Annotated in this window: 12 protein-coding genes and 3 pseudogenes; 7 read left to right on the forward strand and 8 right to left on the reverse strand. The window is 40.2% G+C overall.

Going from position 1 to position 15,214, the window contains the following annotated elements; translation table 11 throughout:
- Positions 1-550 precede the first annotated feature (550 nt).
- The 7 genes and pseudogenes from ACQQ5U_RS13665 to ACQQ5U_RS13695 form a co-directional block, all read left to right on the forward strand.
- A complete protein-coding gene (locus ACQQ5U_RS13665) occupies positions 551-2,485 on the forward strand; it encodes an oleate hydratase (RefSeq protein ID WP_437398331.1) in 1,935 nt (644 codons plus the stop codon).
- Positions 2,486-2,584: 99 nt separating this feature from the next.
- Positions 2,585-3,196: pseudogene (locus tag ACQQ5U_RS13670) on the forward strand (transposase); the annotation flags it as partial.
- Positions 3,197-3,269: 73 nt separating this feature from the next.
- Positions 3,270-3,413 (forward strand): IS66 family insertion sequence element accessory protein TnpA, encoded by a 144-nt coding sequence (tnpA, locus tag ACQQ5U_RS13675; RefSeq protein ID WP_437398333.1) that lies wholly within the window; start codon positions 3,270-3,272, stop codon positions 3,411-3,413.
- Positions 3,414-3,475: 62 nt separating this feature from the next.
- Positions 3,476-4,614 (forward strand): IS3 family transposase gene (locus tag ACQQ5U_RS13680; protein ID WP_293294698.1). Its coding sequence is split into 2 segments (ribosomal slippage): positions 3,476-3,737 and positions 3,737-4,614, totalling 1,140 coding nucleotides; the frame shifts between segments, so codons are not numbered across the junction.
- A gap of 158 nt (positions 4,615-4,772) precedes the next feature.
- The gene (gene tnpB / locus ACQQ5U_RS13685) at positions 4,773-5,114 is read left to right on the forward strand and encodes an IS66 family insertion sequence element accessory protein TnpB (protein WP_437398334.1); all 342 of its coding nucleotides are present in this window, start codon (positions 4,773-4,775) and stop codon (positions 5,112-5,114) included.
- 75 nt (positions 5,115-5,189) lie between these two features.
- Positions 5,190-6,745 (forward strand): annotated as a pseudogene (tnpC, locus tag ACQQ5U_RS13690) (IS66 family transposase).
- 76 nt (positions 6,746-6,821) lie between these two features.
- A pseudogene (locus ACQQ5U_RS13695) lies at positions 6,822-7,237 on the forward strand (transposase); the annotation flags it as partial.
- A gap of 137 nt (positions 7,238-7,374) precedes the next feature.
- On the opposite strand, the gene ACQQ5U_RS13700 reads toward ACQQ5U_RS13695, so the two are convergent.
- The 8 genes from ACQQ5U_RS13700 to ACQQ5U_RS13735 all read right to left on the reverse strand — a co-directional run bounded on the left by ACQQ5U_RS13700 (position 7,375) and on the right by ACQQ5U_RS13735 (position 15,192).
- Positions 7,375-8,013: an SDR family oxidoreductase gene (locus ACQQ5U_RS13700; RefSeq protein ID WP_437398335.1), complete on the reverse strand. Its 639-nt coding sequence runs from the start codon at positions 8,011-8,013 to the stop codon at positions 7,375-7,377.
- A gap of 18 nt (positions 8,014-8,031) precedes the next feature.
- Entirely contained in the window at positions 8,032-9,108 is a 1,077-nt protein-coding gene (locus ACQQ5U_RS13705; protein ID WP_437398336.1) for an NADH:flavin oxidoreductase/NADH oxidase, read from the reverse strand.
- Between the two features lie 279 nt (positions 9,109-9,387).
- Positions 9,388-9,675, reverse strand: a complete 288-nt coding sequence (locus ACQQ5U_RS13710; RefSeq protein WP_109653804.1) for a putative quinol monooxygenase — start codon at positions 9,673-9,675, stop codon at positions 9,388-9,390.
- A 122-nt stretch (positions 9,676-9,797) separates the two neighbouring features.
- On the reverse strand, positions 9,798-10,484 hold the full coding sequence (locus ACQQ5U_RS13715; protein WP_437398338.1) for a type 1 glutamine amidotransferase domain-containing protein: 687 nt from the start codon (positions 10,482-10,484) through the stop codon (positions 9,798-9,800).
- Positions 10,485-10,511: 27 nt separating this feature from the next.
- Positions 10,512-11,999: an aldehyde dehydrogenase family protein gene (locus tag ACQQ5U_RS13720; RefSeq protein WP_437398339.1), complete on the reverse strand. Its 1,488-nt coding sequence runs from the start codon at positions 11,997-11,999 to the stop codon at positions 10,512-10,514.
- Between the two features lie 23 nt (positions 12,000-12,022).
- The gene (locus ACQQ5U_RS13725) at positions 12,023-13,006 is read right to left on the reverse strand and encodes an aldo/keto reductase (protein ID WP_437398340.1); all 984 of its coding nucleotides are present in this window, start codon (positions 13,004-13,006) and stop codon (positions 12,023-12,025) included.
- A gap of 23 nt (positions 13,007-13,029) precedes the next feature.
- Positions 13,030-14,013, reverse strand: a complete 984-nt coding sequence (locus ACQQ5U_RS13730; protein ID WP_437398342.1) for an aldo/keto reductase — start codon at positions 14,011-14,013, stop codon at positions 13,030-13,032.
- An 18-nt stretch (positions 14,014-14,031) separates the two neighbouring features.
- On the reverse strand, positions 14,032-15,192 hold the full coding sequence (locus tag ACQQ5U_RS13735) for an iron-containing alcohol dehydrogenase (RefSeq protein WP_437398344.1): 1,161 nt from the start codon (positions 15,190-15,192) through the stop codon (positions 14,032-14,034).
- Between the last annotated feature and the right edge of the window lie 22 nt (positions 15,193-15,214).

The following is a 15,214-nucleotide window of genomic DNA, read 5'->3' on the forward strand; positions in this document are numbered from 1 at the left end:
ATCCTTCTATTTTCAGAAAAGATTGCCTATTGGATTAAATTCTAATCTTTAATAATTAGTAAATTACTTTTTGATTATGGATTGTCCTTATTATGCCTTCAATACTGAGCTTCATATTAATGCATAGTTCAAGGAGGGTGAATGTCTCGGGAGTTAACCGGCTTTCTTGATGGATGACGTTTATTTCAAAGGCCTTTTGCAATGTTTCTTTGCCTCATTGCACATCTGCGGAATTTGATATCGACCGGGCATTTAACACATTTGCTCCTAAATATAAGTTTTCAAAAGCACGACTGCTAAAACCCGCATCAATTCCTAAATAAATCCTTATTGCAAGATGTGTTATTTTTATTAGAGAACTTTGAATTATCTGTCCTCGAAATTGTCAATAAACTTCAATTTAATTTTACTTCTATTTTCGGAAATTTTTATTAATTGGTAAGTAATGAAAATACAAAAATTTGAGGATACAATTTCTGAATTTCAGGATACTTTAGGTTTTAGAGATGGTTATAAATTTGTATAGAGCAAAAAAATAAAACTATCTAAAATGGATAAAATAACATCAAAATTTGACAAAATATTAAGCGCATCAATATATGTTGGAAATGTAGAGCATGACCCGGATGCAAGCAAAGAAGTATTGAGTAATTCAAAAGATAAGACTATGCCTTTTCCTGATTTAACGGGAAACTATCAACGTAACAAAGGTATCCCTTCTAAATCATTTAAAGACAGTAAAGTATATATTGTAGGGAGTGGTATTGCTGGTCTGTCTGCGGCTTATTATTTTATTAGAGATGGACATATTCCAGGGAAAAATATTGTTTTTCTAGACCAACTCTCTATAGAAGGTGGTTCGCTTGATGGTGCAGGAAATGCTGAAGATGGTTATATCATCAGAGGAGGTAGAGAGATGGAGATGACTTATGAAAATCTTTGGGACATATTTCAAGATATTCCTGCTTTAGAAATGCCTGCTCCATATAGTGTTTTAGATGAATATCGTTTGTTAAATGACAACGACCCTAACTATTCAAAAGCTCGATTAATTCATAATAAAGGAGATATTCAAGACTTTAGTAAATTTGGTTTAGACAAAAGAGATCAGTTGGCAATTGTAAAACTTTTATTAAAAAAGAAAGAAGATTTAAACGACTTAACGATTGAAGATTACTTTAGTGAATCTTTCTTGCAAAGCAATTTTTGGTTTTTATGGCGTACCATGTTTGCTTTTGAAAACTGGCATAGTTTACTAGAATGCAAATTATATATGCACCGATTTTTACATACTATTGATGGCATGAAAGACTTATCTTGTTTAGTGTTCCCTAAATACAATCAATACGATACATTTGTAAAACCGTTAACTGAGCATTTGAAATCCAAAGGTGTAAAAATTCAGTTTGACACCTTGGTTAAAGACTTAGATATTCATATTAATTCTGAAGAAAAAATTGTAAAGGGCATTATTACCGAACAAAACAATAAAGAAGTAGTAATTCCTGTAGGAGAAAACGATTATGTAATTGTTACCACAGGTTCTATGACGGAAGATACGTCTTATGGAACCAATACAAAACCTGCTATTGAAGCTATTGACAATAGTCAAAGCGGTACAAGTGATGGTTGGAAATTATGGAAAAATTTGGCCGCTAAGTCTTCCGTTTTCGGAAAGCCCGAAAAGTTTTGTAGTGATATAGAAAAATCAGCTTGGCAATCAGCAACGTTAACCTGTCGCCCTTCAGATTTAACTGAAAAATTTAAAGAATATTGTGTAAATGATCCCTATTCAGGAAGAACAGCTACAGGAGGTATTGTAACCATTACTGATTCTAACTGGTTGATGAGTTTTACCATTAACCGTCAACCTCATTATCCTACACAACCAGATGATATTTTAGTTGTTTGGGTTTATGCTTTATATATTGACAAACAAGGAAATCATGTTCAAAAAACTTTGCCTCAATGTACAGGTAACGAAATTTTATCTGAATTATGTTATCACCTTGGTTTGGAAAATCAATTAGAGAATGCAATAGAAAATACTATTGTTCGTACTGCATTTATGCCCTATATTACCTCTATGTTTTTACCTAGAGCTGTTGGCGATAGACCAGAAATTGTACCTAACGGATGTAAAAATTTAGGACTTGTTGGCCAGTTTGTAGAAACTAAAAATGATGTTGTATTTACCGTAGAGTCATCGGTGAGAACTGCGAGAACTGCAGTTTATAAGTTATTAAATTCTAACAAGCAAGTGCCAGATATCGCAGGTGCACAATACGATATTCGCCATTTATTAAAAGCAACTAAAGCTTTAAATGATTATAAATCCTTTCCTGGTGAAGGAATTTTAAAACGTGTCTTAAAAAATACTTATTTTGAACATGTTTTACCTATGGACGAAGAACCTGAAGAGCATCATAACTCTTTTATTGAAGAGCAATTTGGAAAACTTCAAGAGTGGGCAAAAAATCTTTAAATGGCAATAAAAAAGGGATATCCCATAAAGTGTGTAAATAGAAAAATAGCGGGGGCATGCCCCCGCTATTTTTTGTCTAATTTTAAATATTTGCACATTATGAAGAAAGAAGAATTGTTCAACGACAATTTCCTGAAGCAGTTCAAATCGGGAGACGAGCTCAACGGTTTTTTTGAAGGAGCTCCAGAAACGCGGCATCGAGAAGATGCTGGAAGGGGAACTGGACGGCCATCTGGATTACGGGAGGCACCAGCGCTCGTCCAATGCCAACAAGCGCAACGGACACTCCAAAAAGAAAGTGAGGACCTCCTTCGGGGAGTCCGAGGTATTCACCTCCACCATATCGAGGATCACCGAAAAAGTGGCGGACGATATCGTTGCCTGGCAGAACCGCCCCTTGGAACCTGTCTATCTGATCGTGTGGATGGACGGTATCGTCTTCAAGGTCAGGGAATCCTCCGAGGTAATCAACAGACCGTGTACGTGGTCGTGGGCCTGCGAAGGGACGGAAAGAAGGAAGTGCTGGGCCTATGGTTGGGCAAAAACGAGTCGGCCGCCTTCTGGATGTCGGTGCTCACCGACATCCAGAAGGCCCGCGGCACCGAGGACATCCAGATCACCGCCATCGACAACCTGAACAGGTTTACGGACACCATCAAAAACGTCTTTCCTGAATCCAGGACCCAGATACACAACGCCTGCCGCTATGTATCCACCCCACCAACTGCATCTTGATTAGCTGACTTTCGACCGCTAGCTTTGCTGCTCTAAAATAATATTTATTATGAGCAAACAGGAAGAAATGTACACTTTAGTTAATGAATATCGTAATAGCGGCCTATCGGCAAAAGCCTTCAGCAAAGAAAAAGGGATTAGGCCATCCACATTCTGTTACTGGATTCGCAAGAAGAACGATGAAGATCTGTAGCCTTCCCTAAAAATAGGACAGCTTAAAATTAGAATTTTCTAACTTTAAATTTTAACTGTCACATGAAAAAAAGCAAGTTTACCGAGAGCCAGATCATCAAGGCACTGAAAGAGAACGAACAGGGCCGCAAGGTCGGTGATATATCCCGTGAGATGGGTATTGACACCAGCACTTTTTATTATTGGAGGAAGAAGTACGGGGGCATGGAAGTGGCGCACATGAAGCGTTTGAAGGAACTTGAGGAGGAGAACCGTAAGCTAAAGCAGATGTACGCCGATGCCAGCCTTGACATCCGTATGCTCAAGGACGTACTGTCAAAAAAGTTCTAGGGCCTTCCGACAAGAAGCAGCGCGCCAAATACCTCCAGGAGGCCTATTCGGTATGTGTATCGCGTTCCTGCGAAGTACTTGACCTTGCCCGGTCGATGTGGTACTACCACAGTAGAAGGGACGACACAGAGGTGATCGATGCCCTTTCCAGGCTGGCCGAAGAGCTGCCGACAAGGGGATTCGAGGTGTATTACAAGCGTCTGCGTCGCGAAGGCCACAACTGGAACAGGAAACGGGTGTTGAGGGTCTACAGGTCCATGAACCTAAAGCTCAGGAGGAAGCACAAGAAGAGGCTTCCCACAAGGACCAAGAACCCATTGGAGGCCCCGATGGAGCTCAACGAGGTCTGGAGCATGGACTTTATGGCCGATGTCCTGTCAGATGGGAGGAAGATAAGGGTGTTCAATGTGATGGACGACTGCAACCGGGAGGCCCTGGCCATGGACGTGGGGCTTAACTATCCAGCTATAAGGGTGGTGGAGACCTTATCACAATTGGGTGAAGAAATAGGCCTGCCAAAGACCATACGCTGCGACAACGGCCCTGAGTTCATATCCAAGGCCCTATCGCAATGGTGCAAGAGCAGACGGGTGGAGCTGCAGTTCATCCAGCCCGGCAAGCCCATGCAGAACGGATATATGGAACGCCTCAACAGGTTTTACAGGGAGGATGTGCTCGATGCCTATTGGTTCAACGACCTGCACCAAGTAAGAACGCTGACCCAAAAATGGATGGAGGATTACAATACAAGGCATCCCCATTCATCCATCGGTGATATGCCGCCCAGGGAATACAAGAACCGTTTCGGGGAAGAATTCTTCCCCGAAACAGACAACATTAATGATAATTTTATGAATTTAGCGATGTCCTAAAAGGGGTAAGGCTACAGATCAGCCCAGGGGATTTTTAGAAGTTACCAAGGGATCAAACAGGTCATCGGGTGAGCTGGAGCTTATTTATCCCAACGGGGTCAAACTCCAAATAATGCTACGGACCTGGGACTTAGTGCCCGGTTAGTCAAGTTGTATTAATGTTCTCCTTAGGCTCATCCCATAATTATCACTTTTATCGTAAGTCCTGCGATATGCGAAAATCATTTAATGGTCTGAGCGGATTGGTCAAAAATGAACTCAACCGGGAGCCTGCCAGCGGTGATGTGTTCGTTTTTCTTAACCGGAATCGCACCCATCTTAAGCTGCTCAACTGGGAGCGGGGCGGCTTTGTTTTATACTACAAACGCCTGGAGCGGGGAAGCTTCGCTCCGCCTGTAATTAAAGAAAATCAGACCAGTTTTACCTGGCCGCAACTGGTACTGATGATAGAGGGTATTACGGTTGAAAAAAGTGTTCAGAAACTGCGTTATTCTCACTAGAAAATAATCGTGTTTTATCAGTAAAAACAAGAGTTCACGGTAGGTTTAACAGGGCTGTTTTTGTATCTTTAACACATGCAAGAACCCTTGGAAAACCTTACTAAAGATCAGCTTTTGGCCCTTTTGAAGAAAGAGACGAAAAAGAGGGAAAAAGCTGAAAAAAGTGTTTCTAAAAGGGAACAAGAAGTTGAAAAAGCACAGCATAGGATTGCTGATCTGAAATTCCAGGTGGAGTATTACAAACGCCTGGCCTTTGGTCAAAAAAGAGAACGCTTCGAAGGGGATAAAAACCAGATGAGCCTTCTCTTTGGGATGGAACCCCAAAAGGCTGAAAAACAAGAAGCCGAGTTAAAAGAGAAACTCAGCGACCAGCGTCGCAAAAGAACTTCTGCCCACAAAGGAAGAGTGGCCCTTCCAGAGCATCTTGAGGTAAATGAGATCGAGATCTATCCTGAAGAGGATATTGCCGATATGGTCTGTATCGGCAAGGAAGTGACCGATGAGCTGGAATACGAGCCTGCTAAATACTATATCAAACGCTATATCCGCTATAAGTATGCTCCTAAAAATAAAGAAGGAGTGATCATCGGGGGACTTCCCGAGCGGGTGATTGAAAAAGGAATCCCGGGAGCCGGACTCCTGGCTTCGATTTTAGTCGATAAGTACCAGGACCACCACCTTCCGTTTTACCGGCAGCTCCAACGCTTCAAAAGAGCAGAGATACCCATAGCATCTTCCACCCTGGAAGGCTGGACCAGGCAAAGCCTTAAAATCATCGATATCCTTTATCAGCACCTGCTGGAGGATATTCGCTCCAAAGGGTGTCTCCAAAGTGATGAAACACCCATAAAGGTGATGAATCCTGCTAAAAAAGGAAATACACATCAAGGCTATTATTGGGTACATCATTGTCCCATAGATGGCACTATACTCTTTGATTATCAGCCCGGGCGTAGCCGTGAGGCTGCCGATCATGTATTGGCCGGGTTTAAAGGCTACCTTCAAAGTGATGGCTATGCGGCTTATGATAAAATCGGCAAGCGTGAGGGGGTTACCCACCTGAACTGCTGGGCCCACGCCAGAAGGGAATTTGATAAAGCAAAGGATAATGACAGGGAGCGAGCTGAAAAAGCCTTAACCTTCATCCAGAAACTCTACGGGGTTGAAGCTGAAGCACGAGAACACAACTTAAGCCCGGAACAGCGCAAAGCCTTGCGTCTGGAAAAAGCACTGCCCGTTATCAATGAACTTGGAAAATGGATGTTCGATCAGATGAAGCATCAGCTGATCCTTCCCAAGAGTCCCATCGGAAAGGCCTTCCGGTATTCTATGGATCGTTGGGACCAGTTCAGTGCCTATCTGAAAGATGGTACCCTGGAGATCGATAATAATTTAGTGGAAAATGCCATCAGACCATTGGCCCTGGGTAGAAAGAATTACCTATTTGCCGGTTCGCATAAAGCCGCAGAAAGAGCCGCAGGAATCTATTCCTTCTTTGCCATCTGCAAAAAACACGGGGTAAATCCATATGAATGGCTCAAATACACTCTCTGGAGAATATCATGTCCATCAACCATAAGGACATCCGGAATCTCTACCCTCAGAACTATAAGGAATTACAGCAAGTTTAGATCAAGCTTACCAGAAGATAGCCAAGTAAATAAAATTATGCCAAATTAGAAGATGTGGTTAGTGGGCCGCATACGCCGCTATGTGGTATGGAAGGACAAGAAGGCCTTTACCGCGGATATGAAGGGCATCTACAACGCACCCAACGAGAAAGCGGTAAAGGCCGCCCTAGGGGACTTCGCCAAAAAATGGGAGGACAGTACTCCTATGCCATAAAGAGCTGGAGGGACAACTGGGAGGACCTTACCATGTTCTACGAATTCCCCGTCGAGATACGAAAGATCATCTATACCACCAACCTTATAGAGAACCTGAACGGGAAGATCAGGAAGTACACAAAGAACAAGCTTTCCTTCCCCACCGACGATGCGGTGATGAAATCCGTATATTTGGCAACAAGGGAAGCGACCAAGAAATGGTCCATGCCCATCAGGAACTGGGGCATCATTTTAAACCAGTTCCTTACGATCTATGAAAAAAGGGTCAGACTCTAATAAAGTCCAACCCCCGCTATTTTTAACTTACACACTTATTGAGATAGTGTCATAAAAAAATTGGACTTACTACATTGGACTGGACATTTATAAAAGAGCATGTTGACTGTTTGAATTAACTGTCCATTAATATATCCTTAATTTAATCGAACCGCTTTTTCAATAGTAGTTTCACCTTCCAAAAGCTCAAAAGTTTGATTTTGCATAACGCCATTATCCAAAACTTCAACTAAGGTTTTTGCTACATCAGCTCTTGAAATGCTACCGCTTTTATTTAATTTGGAACCGAGCTCGATTCTACCCTTGCCATCTTCATTCGTCAATTGCCCTGGTCTAACGATAGAATATTCCAAACCACTTGCACGCAAATGCTCATCGGCGTTTTGTTTTGCTTTCAAATAGGCTTCAATCTCTTTATTTTGTGACGAATTATCGGCTCCCATTGAACTTAACATAACGAATTTTTCGATTCCGGCTTGTTTTGCAGCATCGGTTAATCGTTTAGCTCCCTCTTGGTCTACACCAACTACGTTTTTGCCTTTTGACCCAGCGGCGAAAATGATTTTGTCAATTTGAGTGACAACTTGGCTCAAGTCCTCTTCTATATCGGCTAGTACCGTCGTAACATGTTCACTTTCAAAACGCTCTTTTTGCTTTTGTTTACGAACCATGGCAACCGGTTTATAGGTGTCTGATTTTTGAAGTATATCAATAATGATCCTTCCTGTGGTGCCATTAGCACCAGCTATCAATACATTTTTTTTCGCATCATTCATTTCTTTCGTTTTTAATAGTTATTTTCTGGGATTTCCCCTTTCATATTGTTTAGGCCAATTTGGGATAATATTCATTTGATCTGCTCCTAGTAAAGCAAAATAGGGATTTCGTAACATCTCCCTACCAATAAAAATTAAATCGGCTTCATCTTTGTCCAAAATATCATCGGCCTGAAAGACATCCGTAATTAAACCTACAGCACCCGTCGCGATGTTTACTTCCTTCTTGATTCTTTCGGCAAAAGGAACTTGATAGTTTACTTTAACTGGGATATTTTGCTGCCTTACCACTCCTCCAGAGGAACAATCTATCAAATCCACACCGTTTGTTTTTAATACTTTTGAAACTTCCACGGACTCATTTATGGTGTGACCTCCAGATGCCCACTCTTCGGCGGATATGCGTACAAATAGAGGCATTTCTTGCGGTATTACAGAGCGGATACCTTTAGTTACCTCGATCAATAGACGCATGCGATTTTCAAACGAACCACCATATTTATCATTTCTTTTATTTGTTAGGGGCGATAAAAATTGATTCAACAGATACCCATGTGCAGCGTGTATCTCAATGGTATCGAAACCAGCGGTCACTGCTCTTTTCGCAGCTTTTACAAATGATTTTATGATGACTTGGATTTCTTCGATCGACAATTCTAATGGAACCAGACCTACATCACCCTTATAAAATGGTATTGACGAAGGAGCAACAGTATGCCAACCTCCAGCTAATGGGCTAATTTGTTTTCCACCTTCCCAAGGTGGTTGACAGCTAGCTTTTCTGCCTGCGTGAGATAACTGGATGCCTGACGACACACCTTGTGCTTTAATAAAAGTTGTGATTCGTTTTAAAGGTTTTATATGTTTATCCGACCAAATTCCCAGATCCGAAGGTGATATTCTTCCCTCTGGTAAAACTGCGGCTGCTTCCGTAAAAACGAGTCCGGCATCTCCAACTGCACGCGAACCTAGATGTACAAGATGCCAGTCATTGGCCATACCATTTTCTGCACTATATTGGCACATCGGTGATACTACAATTCTGTTTGTCAATTCCAAACCTCGAAGGGTATAGGACGAATATAATTTTGACATATCATTTTTAGTTTTAGTAGAAAACTTTTCCAAAGAGGAGACTATTTTAGAATAAATTTTCCTGTTATTTGAAATCAGATTTTAGCGGACAATTGATTAAAGAATAGAGTTGTAGATCGCTTTCAGAAAGTAGTCGACTACCGCAGTCAAATAAAACCTAAACCTATCGGAATTCTATAAACAATAATAAAAAAGCTCTCAGCCGTTATTTATATATTTATTGGACTATACTTTCGGCAGCAATTGGCATATTTTATTTACTTTCATTCTAAAAAAAGTCTAAATGACTTTTTTGTATATATTAATTTCAGCCTTTTTTCTCAAATACTCAGCCATCTGAGGAACTATTCTTTTAAAATGTTCTGTAGACATATGCTTGTTTAAATCTTCTTCTGTTTCCCATTCTTCTAACATTACTAGTTCTGTTGGCTCGTTTGTATTTTGGTACATTTCATACTTGACACAACCTACTTCTTTTACTGTTTTTTCTACTAATTCCTTTGCCAGTTCTAAAATTTTATCAATTTTATTTTCTTTAGCAAAATTTTTGGCTACCACTTTTATCATAAAATAAATATTCTTTTTTATAATTTATTAATGATTCTGAATTTAAGTCCCTATTCCCTCCTCTTCTCGGAAAAGGAAGGAAGAAACTTCTAATAATTACATCAGAGTATGACCAAAACAACCTATTTTTTAGGTTCTAATTTGGTTAATAATAATTCTGCCACTTTTTGAGAAGAGGCTGGGTTTTGTCCTGTGATGAGCAATCCATCTTCCAAAGCATAGGCCTCAAAATCATTTGATTTGCTATATATGCCTCCTTTTTCCTTCAACATGTCTTCAACAAGAAATGGTACAACATCGGTAAGACCGACCAGTTCTTCCTCTGAATTTGTAAATCCAGTTACTTTTTTTCCTTTCACGAGTGGTTCACCCGAAATATTTTTTACATTTTTCAGGGCTGCAGGAGCATGGCATACAAAGGCGACAGGCTTATTGGCGTTATAAAAGCTCTCGATCAACCTCGCCGAAACTTCACTCTCTGCCAAATCCCATAAAGGACCGTGACCACCTGGATAGAATACTGCGTCATATTCCTTGGTAGATATCTCGGACAGTTTAATCGTATTACTTAGTTTTTCCTGTAATGCCTCGTCATTTTTAAACCGTTTGGTGGATTCTGTCTGATTTTCCGGTTTATCACTGGTAGGATCGATAGGAGGCTGACCTCCATCAGGTGAAGCCAAAGTAACGTTAGCGCCATTATCTACTAAATAATAATAAGGTGTTGCAAATTCTTCTATCCAAAATCCGGTTTGCTCCCCGGTATTTCCCAATAATGCATGGGATGTCAATACGATTAATATTTCCATTATTTTCAATTTTATTAATTATTCAATTTATTTCAATTGTTCCAAAAGCTGTTTAGCTCCTTGTAGTTTTTCTTCAGAATATGGAAACCAAAGTGCTTCAGTATCTTTCTCCCCACTGTCTATCACCATACCTTTATAATTCGCGAATAACTGCAGACCTATTTTTCCGTGATAACGATTGATTCCAGAGTTTTTCACACCTCCAAATGGTATTCCCGATACCGCATAATGAACCAATACTTCATTAATATCTACAGAACCTGCCTGCAACTGATTTGCTATTTTATGGGCTCTTTCCATATTACTACTGAACACATAAGCATCTAGACCATATTCAGAATCATTAGCCAATGCAATGGCTTCTTCATCATCCTTTACGATTTGAATTGGCAATATTGGTCCGAACACTTCTTCGTGCATAACACGCATACTGTGATCTACATTAGTCAAAACCGTTGCTGGCCAGAATAAAGTATCGTCATTCTCGGGGAAACCACCGGCAATCAGTTCCGCACCTTTGTCCAATGCGTCTTGTAATTGCTCCCTCAAGGTATTGACACCCCTGCCATTAGCCAATGGACCAACATCATTTGAAGGTGTGGTGTATTCCCCAGAGGTAAGTACTTCGACTTCCTTTTTAACATTTGCAATAAAAGCATCGGCAACTTTTTCATTAACATACACGCGTTTTACTGCTTCACATATCTGTCCGTTATTGGAAAAACGACCGAATACAGTAGCTTTTGCAGCACGAGTTAAGTTAGCATCATCCGTAACAATTAAAGGATCACTACCTCCAAGTTCTAATAATGAAGGTGTTAAGTTTTCTGCCAATTGTTTTTGAAGTTGACGACCTATTTGTGTAGAACCTGTAAAGGCAACAAAATCTATCCCCTTGGTTGTGGCCAAATCACTTCCCAAACTACCTTTTCCATGAACAACTTGTGCCAACCCATCAAAATCAGAAAATGTATCGTTGAACAGTTTTTCAATTACCTTTCCTATAATCGGAACTGCAGACGTTGGTTTTAAAACCACTGAATTTCCTGCCGCTAGGGCTGTGATTACAGGGGACATTGCTAGACCAAACGGAAAGTTCCATGGAGCAATAACGGCTACCACTCCACGAGGAGTATAACGTACAAGCGCTTTTTTATTTTCTCCAAGATATTCTGGTGTTGGTACATCTTCATCCGCCAGATATATTCCTGCTTTTTCACTATATTCTTCTAGGTCTTCTGCCACTAGGTTAACACCGAACAAATATGATTCTACCAAAGGTTTTCCCATACCTTTTGAGATGGTTTCTGCTATTTCTTCAGCTCGTTCGATAACGAGATTTTTTAATTTTTTTAGATATATACCTCGTTCTTTGTAGGTTAGTGCCGCCCATTTCTTTTGAGCCTGCGCAGCCTTTTCTACCATTTTTGGAAGTTTGCTTTTGGGCGTACTCTCAACATGTTCAAATATCTGTTGCGATGCAGGGTTAACTGCATCTAATATTTCATTTTTCATTTTTTCTGTATTTTAAGATCTTATTATAAGTTTGTAAATTTCATTCCCATATCATTGTAGCGTTTGCCAGCCACTGAAATGTAAGTATCATCTAAATGCTGCATCTCATCTTGAGTAAGTTCAACGTCAACAGCTTTCGCATTTTCAATTAAGTATTTCTCATGCTTGGTACCGGGAATAGGAATTATATTTTCTCCCTTATTTAATAACCAGGCCAGAGATAATTGTGCAGGTGTTATCTTTTTAGTTTCAGCAAGCTGCTCAATTCTACTTAAAAGCCGTTTGTTACTTTCAAAGTTTTCTTTTTGAAAGCGAGGCACCGTATGCCGGTAATCATTCTTGGATAATGCAGAGGTGTCGCTGATCTTACCTGTTAGAATACCTCTTCCTAATGGACTGTAAGGCACCAATGAAATTCCCAATTCCTCAATAACGGACATTGTTGTTTTTTCTACATCCCGAGACCAAATGGAATACTCGGTCTGCACCGCGGTTATAGGGTGAACTTCATTGGCACGCCTTAGCGTATCGCCTGAGACTTCTGAAAGCCCTATATATCTAACTTTTCCTTCTTTCACTAACTCTGCCATTGCCCCAACTGTTTCCTCAATAGGCGTATTGGGATCTACACGATGTAAGTAATACAAATCGATAACTTCGCGCCCCAATCGTTTTAAACTTGCTTCACAAGCACTTTTTACGTACTCAGGTGAACCATTTCTTTGTCGTCCTTCAGGGTTTTTCTTATTTCTCACATACCCGAACTTTGTAGCTAACACCAAATCTTTCCAACGGTCACTATAGGCTTTACGCAATAATTTTTCATTATCACCTATGCCATAAACATCTGCCGTGTCTATAAAGTTGACTCCAATGTCCAATGCTTTGTGCAAAGTTCTAATACTTTGTTTCTCATCAGTTTCCCCATAGAATTCAGACATACCCATAGCTCCCAGGCCAATGGGAAATACTATTAAATCACTTTTTCCAATTGTTCTTGTTTTCATCTTTTTTGGTTTAAAAAAAACTACTATAAATTAGTAAATTTCATTCCCATATCATTGTAGCGTTCGCCAGCCACCGTACTGTATGTATCATCTAAATACAGCATCTCATTTTGAGTAATCTCTACGTGAACAGCTTTGGTATTTTCAATCAAGTATTTCTCTTGTTTGGTACCGGGAATAGGAATTATATTTTCTCCTTTGTGTAATAACCAAGCTAAAGACAATTGTGCAGGTGTTACTTTCTTCTTATCAGCTAACTGCTCAATTCGGTTTAAAAGTGTTTTATTGCTTTCAAAGAATTCTTTTTGAAAACGCGGCACGGTATGTCGGAAATCATTCTCGGATAGTTCTGATGTATCCTTGATTTTTCCTGATAGAAAACCTCTGCCTAATGGGCTGTAAGGCACCAATGAAATACCCAATTCCTCAATAACGGACATTGTAGTTTTCTCTACATCACGAGACCAAATGGAATACTCGGTCTGCACCGCGGTTATAGGGTGAACTTCATTGGCACGCCTTAGCGTATCGCCTGAGACTTCTGAAAGCCCTATATATCTAACTTTTCCTTCTTTAACCAGTTCTGCCATAGCTCCAACTGTTTCCTCAATAGGCGTATTGGGATCCACACGATGTAAATAATACAAATCGATTACATCACGACCCAATCGTCTTAAACTTGCCTCACAAGAACTTTTTACATACTCAGGTGAACCACTTAGTTCTCTCACCTCCGGTTTATTCTTATCTCGTACAAATCCAAACTTTGTAGCCAGCACCAAATCATTCCAACGGTCACTATAGGCCTTTCGAAGAAGCTCTTCGTTAGCTCCTATACCGTAAACATCTGCTGTGTCAATAAAATTGACTCCAATATCTAATGCTTTATGTAATGTATTAATGCTTTGTTTTTCATCAGTTTTTCCGTAGAATTCCGACATGCCCATGGCTCCCAGGCCAATGGAAAATACTTTTAAATCACTTTTTCCAATTGTTCTTGTTTTCATTTTTTCTAGGTTAAAATGTTAATAACTCATTTCTATGATTTTTTCGGCATCGGAAGGGGTTAGGGTTTTATGTTCTCCTAGGCCAGTCCATCCACGATCTGTAAAGCGTTTTGAAACAATCCTTCCCGTTTCCAAATAGTCATCGGTGTATTCCGAAAGCTTAGTGTCAATTCCTAAAGAGTGAAAAAATTCTTCGGTTTTTTCAATTCCAATATTGGCTTTTTCCTCGACTGTTCCTTCTTCAATATTCCAGATACGTTCTGCATACTGTGCCAATTTCACTTTTTTACTTTCGAAATTGTATCGATAATGGTTTGGACCCACAATGGCCAATGTTCTTGCATGATCAATGCCATACAATGCCGTTAATTCATGTCCCATGGCATGTACTGCCCAATCCCCAGGAACTCCTTGTTGGATTAGTCCGTTCAGCGCCATTGTACAGCTCCACATAAAATTGGATGCCGCTTTGTAATCCGCTGGGTCCTTCATAATAGCAGGTGCAATTTCTACCAACGTTTGTAAAATACTTTCAGCAAAGCGATCTTGCAATAATGCTCCTGTAGGATACGTCATATACTGCTCTAAAACGTGAGTAAAAGCATCTGTAATCCCGTTGGCCAACTGGCGTTTCGGTATGGATTGTATTACTTGCGGGTCAAGAATTGAGAATACAGGGAAAAGACCTGGTCCTCCCATGGCCAATTTCTCTTTTGTTTCTTCCCTTGTGATGACCGCCCCGGAATTCATTTCAGAACCGGTAGCAGGCAAGGTTAAAACCGTAGCAAAAGGCATTCCCTCGGTTATAGGTTTATTATCGGTCAATAAATGCCAAGGGGTATCGCCTTTGTAAAGGGCAGCTGCCGATAAGAATTTTGTACCATCGATGACAGACCCTCCTCCAACAGCCAGTAAACAGTCGATATCTTCATTCTTGATCAGTTTTAAGGCTTTCATCAAGACGCTGTATTCTGGATTAGCTGGAATTCCGCCAAATTCCACCACTTCATAATTTGAAAGAGCTTCTTTTACCTGATTATAGATTCCGTTCTTCTTGATACTTCCACCTCCGTAAAGCATTAGTATTTTTGAGTTTTCGGGAATTTCTTTTGAAAGATTCTCTATTTGGCCTTTGCCAAATAATATTTTTGTTGGATTTTTAAATTCAAAATTGTTCATGTTACTTCTGTTTTAGATATTT

This window comes from Flagellimonas lutimaris (assembly GCF_051494225.1).
GTDB classification, from domain to species: Bacteria; Bacteroidota; Bacteroidia; order Flavobacteriales; family Flavobacteriaceae; genus Flagellimonas; species Flagellimonas lutimaris_A.